This is a genomic window from Cloacibacillus sp. (assembly GCF_020860125.1).
In the GTDB taxonomy this organism is placed as follows: Bacteria; Synergistota; Synergistia; order Synergistales; family Synergistaceae; genus Cloacibacillus.
Window position 1 is genome coordinate 1 of sequence record NZ_JAJBUX010000018.1, and the last position, 10,979, is coordinate 10,979.

Here is a 10,979-nt window from a genome sequence, read left to right on the forward strand (position 1 = left end):
GGATTCAAATATTCCTTTTAGGTCTGGAAAGCTAATTCCGTCATCTTTAAATGTAATACCCATATTAAGATTCAAATATTCCTTTTAGGTCTGGAAAGAAGAGCAAAAGGCGATTGAAGAGGCGCGGGAAGCGGATTCAAATATTCCTTTTAGGTCTGGAAAGGCAAGATTCTGGTAATAATGCCTGATGCAGTTCTCGATTCAAATATTCTTTTTAGGTCTGGAAAGACGGCGACAATTTTTACCAGCCAAGGCCAGTGCGCCGATTCAAATATTCCTTTTAGGTCTGGAAAGTACAGCGCGAAAACATTCCGCATGGCATCAAAGCCGGATTTAAATATTCCTTTTAGGTCTGGAAAGTGCTTCGATCACACGGTTGTGGAAGGGAAAAGTTTCTATTCAAATATTCCTTTTAGGTCTGGAAATTCGTTGAGGGTTTTTGCCGCGAATAGGTCTTAGTAGATTCAAATATTCCTTTTAGGTCTGGAAAGAGATATCCTTCTGCGAACTTTGCAGCTGTTTGTTTGGATTCAAGTATTCCTTTTAGGTCTGGAAAGAGAAGTCCGAGCGGCTGATAAACGAGACAAAACCTGGATTCAAATATTCCTTTTAGGTCTGGAAAGACGGGACTCTTATACGGATTCAGCCCCATCACCGTCGATTCAAATATTCCTTTTAGGTCTGGAAAGTAGTGATACAGCTGTGCCCCCGCGCACAGGACAACCTGATTCCAAATATTCCTTTTAGGTCTGGAAACTCGACTGGGAGGCGCAGTACCGGGCGACCATCGACCGATTCAAACATTCCTTTTAGGTCTGGAAACTGGGATGCCATCGCCCGCGCCTTTGGCGGGTCGCGGCGATTCAAACATTCCTTTTAGGTCTGAAAACATGGCATCTACAACTTTAAATTACTATGAATGGCCAAAATTCAAACATTCCTTTTAGGTCTGAAAACAATACGGAGACAACTACACCACCATGCAGCTCGCAAGGTTCAAACATTCCTTTTAGGTCTGGAAACATGTTGGCGAGGAAAGTCTGCGGGATGCGGACGGTGGATTCGAACATTCCTTCTAGGACTAGAAAGTATTCTTTCACCAGCGCCGTTGTCTTGGCGCTTATCGATTCAAACATTTCTTTTAGTCTGAAAGCAGTAAAAGTGATATCGTTACTCTAATATGGTGGGACCTGAATATCCATTTGAAATTTTGTGTAGTGAAAATTATAGACTGGTTGACATCAGTATGTAAAAATATTATCATCAAACCAGTATCTATAATTTACATTTTACAATTAGTCATGGCCCCATCTGTTACATACAACTTGGAGGTGAAGGATATAGATTATCTATTCAAGCTCCGTGACCACTGGTGGTTTGACGCTGGAATAGCGGCGTTTTATGACATAGCTGAGAGGCTTAAGAAAAATGACGGACAGAGATGGCTGGATGTTAAATTATGGATATGCCCCGATGGTATCCTTGTCTCTGCGCCCGATGAACTGCTGAAGCCGTTTGTAGATGCGTGCTATGAATATTTGGGCGATTTGTGGTGGAACGTTTCGTCGTCAAAGCAGGAGGAAGCGAAAGATCTTGTTATTTATAACAAGGAGAAAGAGACTTTCTCCTGTGCCCCTCGGCGTAATCCTACCCCTGTCGCGGCGCTTTCCGTAGGCGGCAGCAGCTGGAAGGTGGATTATGATGCATATGACGGCCTATCTGACGAAATGAAGAGTCGGACGGATGCGTTTTTAAAAGAGACGGGCAAATCCCTTTGGGGCATAAAGAAGGACAAGCTTCCCTATGAACAACCGGTATGCCATCCGCACATAGAGACTTTTCCGGTGAAGGGTAAGAAGAGGGTCTGCTCGGTCTGCGGACAGGAATTGGTCTGTGAGAATGTCAACCAGACGGTCTTTCCCCTTTTTTCCAGCCAAAGCGCCGCCTTTTCTTTTAATTCAAAATTTGGCACGCCTGACATCGTATGCTGGGAATGTGCGATGCTTGGCAAATTTGCCGTTCACAGCGCTCTTTATAAGGTAGCTGACCCTTATACCCAGATCATGCAGATATACTCCAATAACATGGCGGCATTGCTTAATATGCACGATATGATGGGAAATTCCAGTAATATCCGCATATTTGAAAAGGATAAATTATACTTTCGTGATTTTGGCACAGGCGAATCTATAGTAGAGCTGGCAAAGCTGCCCTATGAAGTATTGTGGAGCTTCTTTCTGATCTCTTTCGCTGAATTGAACAAACAAAAAAGGAATGCCATTGACGCGGGGAAGAAGCTGAAGCAGATCGGAAGCCTTAGCGAGGAAGATCTGAATGACCTCGCCGCAACTGGCGTGGTGACGATGTCGCTTGAAAAGAAGGGACAAACCTTCATCACGAAGGAGCTTGTTGACTTTCATGATTCTGTCTATATCTTCCGTCTGATCGATTACATTGAAAAAGAAACAAAAGAAGATAAGATCTTGAGTAAGAATAGCGGCGATTTCTGGAAAAATTTATTCTGGGACTTTGTTTTGGTACAAAACAAACAGAAGCCATATGATCCGGTGAACGGGCTTTATCGTAATAGGATATTGCAAAAAGTTTTTGAGAAGAGTTCGATTCTGCAGGATGTAGAGGATTTTGTATTTAAAAAGTCTCTGGCTTATAGTTATCCGTATCTTTACCGTATTTTGTCTTTTGTTATTTTGTATGAGCGTGTGGCTAATAAAAGAGATGTGGACTATGAAGGAGGAAAGGGTATGACTAAGGACCAGGTTGAAATAGCGACGAAGCTCGGGGCTCAAATCGTTATCAGAGGAAAAAAGACCCTGATGGTTGACGGCAATGACGTAAATAAGCTGAAACCATTGAAGGGCGATCTGTTTTCGCTGCGAAAGACCCGTACCGCCAATGACTTTTTAGAACAGCTTAGCAGACTGCAATTCAGATATGGCCTAGTGCTGAATCAGGAGATAATAAAAGGTATATTGGTAGAGAAAGATGTAGACTTCGAAGATTTTAAGGCTTATTGTATGATCTCCGCTCTGAATAGCTACAATATGGAGCTTGGGTTCGCTGAAAAATCAAATAGCGGTTCCACCGCTGCGGAAAATAAATAAGACCTTACGAGAGGGGAATTATCAAAATGGAAAATAAATGTCTGACGATAACATATTTGACCCGCGCTTCGTATGCTTCGCTTAACGGTTCCGATAAAGAGGCTGATAATATCTCCAGTATTAAAAAGATAAGGATGAATGATGGGCGGGAATATCCCTATAAATCGTCGCAGGCGATCAGACGCGATATCAGAGAACAGCTGGCGGTGATGGGATGGGAGCTTTCCGAGGCTGCGGTCGCCAAGCAGGCGAAGGGCACCTCTTCCACGATGGGCGAACCGGAAAAGTACATAGACGACGATCTCTTTGGTTTTATGATAGCCGATAAGAACACGACGAAGAGAACCGGTCCCGTACGCGTTTCCCCTCTGATTTCACTTGAGCCGTACCGCGGCGATTTGGATTTCGCCACAAATTACATGGGGGTAAAGGCCGGAGGTAATCCTAACATCTTCGAAACGGAGGTCCACTCCGGAGTTTACAGAGGAACGATACTTGTTGAACTGGACAGAGTAGGTATCGCCGACGCTGTTAATTACAAACTAGAACTGAAGGCGGAGGAGAAGAAAAGACGTGTTGAAGCCCTTATCGACGCAATTCAAAATCTGTGGGGCATCGGACGCCAGAGCCGCTTTCTCGCCGACATATCGCCCAAATTTATCTGTGCGGCGCTGATGAAGGTGAAGAATCCCATCTATATGGAATGCCTGCAGTTTAAAGACAATCGCATAGATGAAGAGCTGATCAAAGCTACCGAGGCTGACTTCAAGAATCAAATCAGCAGGTCTGTTATTGGAGAAAGAAAGGGCTTTTTTGAAAAGGATACGCCGAGTGCGAGGCCGTTGGGCGAGGCGTTCGATGAAATTAGAAAGTGGGTCGCCGAGACCTATAAGGGCTAGGCTTATGTATGGCTTTTCTGTACTTCTTGCGGCGCAGACGGCTTCATTTCGAGAGCCGTCGGCGCATCTATACCAGAAAACTTATCCTCTGCCGCCGATTTCGACTATCGCCGGTATAGCCGGCGCCGCCTGTGGGCTGGAGTTTTCGCAGGCGTGGCAGTATCTCAAGGAAAATAATATTTATCTCGGCGTCACCGGCAGCTGCCGTGGTACCGGCATTGATCTGTGGCGTTATAATAAAATAGCCGTACCCAAAAGTAAGGAAGAAAATGAGGGCGCCAAAAAACTAAATCTGGTGAAAATACTAAGAAATGACATTCTCAATAGAGAGTTTCTTTATGATACTAAGTTTTCTCTCTATTATGCTGCACAAAACCGTGATTTTGTGTGCCGTCTAGCCGAGGCTTTTAAAGATCCGGGATATGCAATCTCTCTCGGGAACAGCGATGATATTGCGATGGTACGGTCCATATCCGAGGTATGTGATGTCACTGCCACGGCGACAGTATCTTTGAAAAATACGGCTGTGGCGGGAGATATTTCGAAAGATGTCGGGTTTGACTGGGATTGTTTGCAAAAAACCAGTGTGTCGCAAACTTTAAGGGCGCCGGTGATCAGTAAATTGATAGTTGATTTTGAGTTTAAAGACATGGAACGTAAACCTATCAATTATCAGCCTTTTACGTTTTTGTTTGGGGAGCATATTTTACGCAGCCCGCAGCCGGCCTATTCTTTCTGCGGAAATGTAGTTCCTCTTTACTGTATTGGTGACGGGCAGCCGTGATGACGCATTATTACGCGAAGCCATTGCCAGGCGAAGAGGGAAGTTACGAATATCATATAAGAAGCTGTTTGGAGATCGCCAATTCGTTTTTTGAGTTAAATGCGGGAGCAATTAAATCGTTTTGCGTCGATAATGACGTTCCCTATGATGCCATGAGACGGATCTGTTTCGTGGCACTTTTTTTACATGACGTCGGCAAGCTGGGAGCTTTTTTCCAGAACAGGATGGAACATCTTGTCAGTAAGGTTAATGGTAGAGAACTTGTTTATTTCAGGCATGAATTGATTTCGGCACTGATTTTATGGGGATGTCGTGAATGTGCTGGCTGCAGGTGTTTCGACGATGTTTTCCCGTATGAAGTTTTTGCTGTTTTGGGACACCATAAGGGCCTTGATAAGAGCTGGAAAAATTTTGCGAGGGAGACAAGGAAAAAGCAGGCGGATAAAATTTCGCGCGAGGCGCTGTATTTCGCCCTTGCCGTTGAATCTCCCTATAAAGATGCAATTAAAAGATGTTTGGATAAAGTACATTTTGACGAAAGTCTGTTCGCTTACAGGGAAGATACGAATGAAAATTGGGTAGAATATTTTTTTCGCCGTCTTGACAAACATTTTAAGAGAACGTCGTTAGATAGATTAAAAGATAAAGACAGGCTGACGAGAGTTTGTACGTTCGTCAGAGGAGTGCTTTGTTATTGTGATTGGCAGGCATCTTCATCGGGAAGCGAAAGATTGAGTTTTTCTCACGGCTACGACAGCGAAATAATGGAATCAAAGATAAACGCCGCCATGTTTGCAGAAAATGGGAAACCGTTTATTAAAAGGAATTTTCAGTGCCGGTGTGGTCGGCAAAAGGGAAATGTGCTGGCTATCGCACCGACTGGAAGCGACAAGACGGAGGCGGCCTTGTTATGGGCGACGTGCGTAGCGTCGAATAAAATTATCTTATTGATGCCGACGAAGGTTACCTCCAATAGTCTGTATGAGCGGATGATAAAATACTTTGCCGAGGCAGACTGCGGCATCACCCATTCAGGCGCGGCGATGTATCTTTCCATGTCTAAAGACGATTCTTATGGGGCTTCTGACGAAGAGCACGGAGATGTATTTAAGCTCTTGAATAAATATCGCACTTTTATGGCACCGGTCACAGTCGCTACGGTTGATCAACTGCTTTCGGCCAATTTCAGAGTGGGACACTGGTATCTGAAAGAAATTGCGACGCTGGGAGCCTCCGTTATCTTTGATGAAATACACTCTTACGATCCATATATGCTTGGCCTGATAACTAAAAGTATCGAACGTATCATGCGTATGCAAGGGCGTGTAATGGTGATGAGTGCCACGATGCCAAGGGCACTGAGGGAACACTTTCAGGGTTTGTTGGGCGTAGATGAACCGATAACAGCCGATGAATTGATGGGACGCAGTAATTGTACCTGGGAATATACCGACAATAGCATCGAATGGTACATGGATGAGATAAAAGAGGCGCTGGCGGCGGGGCGGAAGGTCGCTGTCGTGGTGAATTCCATTGGCAGGGCGCAGGAACTATATAGGATGTGGGAAAAGGAACTTGCCGATACGGAGTTTGCGGATAAGATCATGTGTTATCACAGCGCCTTTATTATGCGGGACCGCATTGCGAAGGAAGAGAAGCTGATAGGTACCGGCAAACGCGATGAATATGGCAGGCCGAAAGAGATATCTCTCATCATCGCAACGCAGATGATAGAGGTATCGCTCGATATCAGTTTTGACTATATGTACAGCGAACTAGCGCCGCTGGACAGCCTTATCCAGCGGGCGGGAAGATGCAACAGGAAGGGAAATATCGAGGGAGCTAGGTTTATTGTATTTCCAATAAGCGACGTAGCCCAAAAATATGTATATAAAGACGCGGCCGCCATTATTGGCAAGACTGATGAGATACTGAGGAAACGGCAAGGTAAACTGAGTGAGAATGAGATCGGAGCAATGCTCGAAGAGGCCTACCAAGACTACCGCTTTATCGACCATAAGGATTACAAGACGGCGAGTGATAATATAGGGGTGATTTGGGATGAGAGGGCGCCAATATTTGATACGGTTGATTACAATGAAGAGTGCGTGACTCGTCTCATAAGTTATGTCAAGGTACCGATAATTCCACAAAAGTTTTATGGTGAAGTTACAGAACTCTGTCGTAGCGGTGAAAAGAAGGATAAACTGAAGGTCGCGCTTTATGAGGTGCCTGTTGGAATGAAAACCTTGAAGCTATTTAACAATAAAAAATGTGTAATGTCTCCGGATTTGGCGTATTTGGATATATATGAGATTCCATACGACGATAAAATAGGCGTTCCAAGCAACAATGATGATCCTCTATTATGTTGATGAGGTGTTGTGATGCTGTCAGAAAAGGCCAAGATAACGGGGATGATTTTACAGGCATATGGAATATGCCACAGGCAAGTGTGGTTTTTAACGCATAGTATATTTGCTGATCAAGAGAATGAACTTTTATCATTAGGACGTATTATTGACGAAAATAGTTACGCCCGGGAAAAACATCAAATTAAATTCGGCGGGAATAAATTTGATTTTATGCAAAATAAGGATGGCGTTCTCATTGTCTCCGAGATAAAAAAGAGCAGCCGTGCGGAGAAAGCCTCGATACTACAACTTGCGCATTATCTCTACGAACTTGAAAAGGAGGGAATCGCGTCTGCCGGCGTATTATTATATCCAACCGAAAAGAAGAGGACGGAAGTTATTTTAACTGAGGAATTAAAGAGTACTCTTGATAAGTCATATGCTGTTATAGAGATGCTTTCCTTCTCGGAGAAACCACCAAAGCTGTCTCCGTGTAAATACTGCAAAAAATGTGCCTACGGTGATTATTGTTGGAGCTAAAAGGGAGATCGGAGGGATATTTGTGGGAAAGACACTTTACCTCTTGAGCAACGGAGAATTGAAAAGAAAAGACAATACGCTGTTTATCGCCAGAGAGAACGAAAATCCTAAGTTCCTTCCGGTGGAGACGTTGGATGAGATAAATATATTCGGCGAGGTGGATTTTAATAAAAGCCTTTTGGAATTTATATCTCAAAAAGAGGTCATTTTACATTTTTATAACCACTATGGGTATTATGTCGGAAGTTTCTATCCTAGAGAGCACCTGAATTCCGGAGCCGTAATCCTTGCGCAGGCGGCATATTATATGAACGCCGCGAAAAGAATAGAGATAGCCTCGTCGTTTGTTACCGGGGCCATCGATAATATGAAGAGGGTGATGGAATATTATCAACGCAGGGCGATGGTGGAGATAGAAGATATCGTTGACGCTTTGGATACATACAGCGAGCGGGCGCATCAGTGCGAGGATGTGTCTGAACTGATGGGCATAGAGGGCAACTCTCGAGAAAAGTATTATGAATTTTTCGATCGGGCTGTAAAGGATGATGCGTTTAAGATGGTGAACAGGACTCGGCGCCCTCCGTCAAACCGCATGAATGCCTTGATAAGTTTTTTAAATACGATGTGCTATACGTTGGCGCTGTCCCAAATTTACCGTACTCATCTGGATCTGCGGATTGGATTTCTGCATGAGACAAATTTTCGCCGATTTAGTTTAAATCTTGACGTCGCGGAAATATTTAAGCCGATTCTGGTGGACAGGCTGATATTTTCGCTTATCAATAAGCGCGAGATCCAGGAAAAGCATTTTGAGAAGCAGAGCGGTGGGGGAATTTATTTAAGCGACAGCGGCAGAGAAATTGTTTTACGCGCGTGGGAAGGCAGGCTTAACGAAACGATAGAACATCCGACGCTTGGAAGAAAGGTCAGCTACCGCGGCCTGGTGCGTATGGAAATATATAAACTGCAAAAATATATCATGGAAAATATAAAATATGTACCATATGCGAGCAGGTGGTAAGATGTTTGTTATTATGTTTTATGATGTCTGTGAAAAAAGGGTGAATAAAGTTTTGAAGACAGCAAGAAAGTATCTGACGTGGATTCAAAACTCCGTGCTGGAAGGCGATCTGACTCCGGCAACACTAGAAGCGCTGAAGGCCGACGTAAAGAATATAATTGACCATGAATATGACAGCGTGCTGTTCTATGTTTGGAGAACGGAACGATACATGACACGTGACACTATTGGCATAAAACGTGGCAGCGTAGATTCTTTTATTTAAAAGACTGTCGACCTCCAATAGCGTAAAAACAGCGGGAGATCGACAGACTTTGTGAAACGATAATTATTATTGCAGTATTCAGGGATATTTCGATTTCTCAATTTTAAAAATAGCTAATAGTGTTGTGTTCGCTAGTATTAGAAATACAATTATAATCATGGTTGAGATGGGATTAGAATCTTCCTGTAAGGATTGGAAACACGGCGAGCGCAACCCGTCGCTTGGGTTGCTCTGTAGATTAGAATCTTCCTGTAAGGATTGGAAACAAGGAGGGCGAGATCGCAAAGCTTTATGAGGTGACTTGATTAGAATCTTCCTGTAAGGATTGGAAACTAGATCTTGTGAAGGGCAGCGACGCGATCGGCGATGAGATTAGAATCTTCCTGTAAGGATTGGAAACGGAGACAATATTAAGTTGGAGCAAGTGAAACAAAAGGATTAGAATCTTCCTGTAAGGATTGGAAACATCCACCATGCTGGACTGTTGGCGGCGTCGAAATGCCGATTAGAATCTTCCTGTAAGGATTGGAAACACTCAAAGCTCATGAGCGAGGAGCGGGCGCTTAAGGATTAGAATCTTCCTGTAAGGATTGGAAACAACTTTGGTGCGATCCCTTCGCACTGCGAGATTTCAGATTAGAATCTTCCTGTAAGGATTGGAAACAAGAAACGGTTCTCGGCACAACGCCGACGACTCCGGCGATTAGAATCTTCCTGTAAGGATTGGAAACATGTCCCCACGACAGGGCTTTGTATTGTATCTCTACGATTAGAATCTTCCTGTAAGGATTGGAAACAAGGAAAAAGAGACAATGTTTAAGGCTTTTATGATGATTAGAATCTTCCTGTAAGGATTGGAAACGTAACAATTAAGGAGTGATAAAATATGCCAGTAAGCGATTAGAATCTTCCTGTAAGGATTGGAAACTTAAATCTATTGTCATCTTCTGGTCTGCTAATTGCGATTAGAATCTTCCTGTAAGGATTGGAAACATCGTAGCAGCGCCCTCAATATTCCGTATCGCGTCGATTAGAATCTTCCTGTAAGGATTGGAAACAGAGTTTTAAAGCATCTTACAGCGCCTCCCGCGCCGATTAGAATCTTCCTGTAAGGATTGGAAACGGCGGAATAACTGATACCCTAACGTTATTGTTTTCAGATTAGAATCTTCCTGTAAGGATTGGAAACCCGTCTGGTATAAGCGTAAACCTGTTGTCGGGATAAGATTAGAATCTTCCTGTAAGGATTGGAAACTCGAGGCCGATCGCTGTTGTAACGAGCATAACAAACGATTAGAATCTTCCTGTAAGGATTGGAAACATGGCTGCGCCTGAAATGGAACGACCAGAAAAGCGGGATTAGAATCTTCCTGTAAGGATTGGAAACCGGTCCAGCGAGGCCGAGGTCTGCTCCGCCGCGTGGGATTAGAATCTTCCTGTAAGGATTGGAAACGGCGGAATAACTGATACCCTAACGTTATTGTTTTCAGATTAGAATCTTCCTGTAAGGATTGGAAACCCGTCTGGTATAAGCGTAAACCTGTTGTCGGGATAAGATTAGAATCTTCCTGTAAGGATTGGAAACGCAAAATTAAAATAAGGGGGTGTGTGCCTTGTGGTGATTAGAATCTTCCTGTAAGGATTGGAAACAACACCAAAACAAACTTGCTTTCCAGTATTTTTCGTGATTAGAATCTTCCTGTAAGGATTGGAAACGCCGTTCCTCGTCGGAAAAATCTGGAGCTACAAAGGGATTAGAATCTTCCTGTAAGGATTGGAAACTCGTGCTGCTATACCCCCTGCGACGGCGCGCCTCCGATTAGAATCTTCCTGTAAAGATTGGAAACTAACATCCGCAGACCGCGAAATACGCCGGCTCTCCGGGATTAGAATCTTCCTGTAAGGATTGGAAACGCGGCAGGGTGACTTTTAAACCAGCTCCGGCCTGAGATTAGAATCTTCCTGTAAGGATTGGAAACTCGCAAGGTATC

The 10,979-nt window shown here is 43.9% G+C and carries 8 protein-coding genes and 1 CRISPR repeat array; of the genes, 7 read left to right on the forward strand and 1 reads right to left on the reverse strand.

Features of this window, described 5'->3' with window-relative positions; genetic code table 11:
* Nucleotides 1-905: 905 nt before the first annotated feature.
* Nucleotides 906-1,136, reverse strand: coding sequence for a hypothetical protein (locus LIO98_RS02190; RefSeq protein ID WP_291952903.1), 231 nt, complete (start codon nt 1,134-1,136; stop codon nt 906-908).
* Between the two features lie 195 nt (nt 1,137-1,331).
* Here LIO98_RS02190 and LIO98_RS02195 point away from each other — a divergent pair, with 195 nt between their 5' ends.
* From LIO98_RS02195 to cas2, 7 genes are read left to right on the forward strand one after another with little or no spacing between them, the layout of a single operon-like run.
* Nucleotides 1,332-3,122, forward strand: a complete 1,791-nt coding sequence (locus LIO98_RS02195) for a hypothetical protein (protein WP_291952906.1) — start codon at nt 1,332-1,334, stop codon at nt 3,120-3,122.
* A gap of 26 nt (nt 3,123-3,148) precedes the next feature.
* Complete coding sequence (cas7i, locus tag LIO98_RS02200) at nt 3,149-4,021, forward strand: type I-B CRISPR-associated protein Cas7/Cst2/DevR (protein ID WP_291952908.1); 873 nt, start codon at nt 3,149-3,151, stop codon at nt 4,019-4,021.
* Nucleotides 4,022-4,025: 4 nt separating this feature from the next.
* Nucleotides 4,026-4,805, forward strand: coding sequence for a CRISPR-associated protein Cas5 (locus tag LIO98_RS02205; RefSeq protein WP_291952910.1), 780 nt, complete (start codon nt 4,026-4,028; stop codon nt 4,803-4,805).
* A complete protein-coding gene (gene cas3, locus LIO98_RS02210; RefSeq protein WP_291952912.1) occupies nt 4,805-7,180 on the forward strand; it encodes a CRISPR-associated helicase Cas3' in 2,376 nt (791 codons plus the stop codon). Before LIO98_RS02205 ends, cas3 begins: the two co-directional genes overlap by 1 nt.
* Before the next feature lie 12 nt (nt 7,181-7,192).
* Nucleotides 7,193-7,699 (forward strand): CRISPR-associated protein Cas4, encoded by a 507-nt coding sequence (cas4, locus tag LIO98_RS02215; RefSeq protein ID WP_291952914.1) that lies wholly within the window; start codon nt 7,193-7,195, stop codon nt 7,697-7,699.
* A gap of 22 nt (nt 7,700-7,721) precedes the next feature.
* Nucleotides 7,722-8,723, forward strand: coding sequence for a type I-B CRISPR-associated endonuclease Cas1b (gene cas1b / locus LIO98_RS02220; RefSeq protein WP_291952916.1), 1,002 nt, complete (start codon nt 7,722-7,724; stop codon nt 8,721-8,723).
* A gap of 1 nt (nt 8,724) precedes the next feature.
* Nucleotides 8,725-8,988: a CRISPR-associated endonuclease Cas2 gene (gene cas2, locus LIO98_RS02225; protein WP_291952919.1), complete on the forward strand. Its 264-nt coding sequence runs from the start codon at nt 8,725-8,727 to the stop codon at nt 8,986-8,988.
* A 170-nt stretch (nt 8,989-9,158) separates the two neighbouring features.
* Nucleotides 9,159-10,967: direct repeats of the CRISPR family, unit length 30 nt; unit sequence GATTAGAATCTTCCTGTAAGGATTGGAAAC.
* Nucleotides 10,968-10,979: the final 12 nt, after the last annotated feature.

Bases quoted from the DNA above. Each gene is read 5' to 3' on its own strand.
- LIO98_RS02190 (WP_291952903.1), bottom strand. From the start codon at position 1,136: ATGTTTGAATCGATAAGCGCCAAGACAACGGCGCTGGTGAAAGAATAC.
- cas7i (WP_291952908.1), top strand. From the start codon at position 3,149: ATGGAAAATAAATGTCTGACGATAACATATTTGACCCGCGCTTCGTAT.
- LIO98_RS02205 (WP_291952910.1), top strand. From the start codon at position 4,026: ATGTATGGCTTTTCTGTACTTCTTGCGGCGCAGACGGCTTCATTTCGA.
- cas3 (WP_291952912.1), top strand. From the start codon at position 4,805: ATGACGCATTATTACGCGAAGCCATTGCCAGGCGAAGAGGGAAGTTAC.
- cas4 (WP_291952914.1), top strand. From the start codon at position 7,193: ATGCTGTCAGAAAAGGCCAAGATAACGGGGATGATTTTACAGGCATAT.
- cas2 (WP_291952919.1), top strand. From the start codon at position 8,725: ATGTTTGTTATTATGTTTTATGATGTCTGTGAAAAAAGGGTGAATAAA.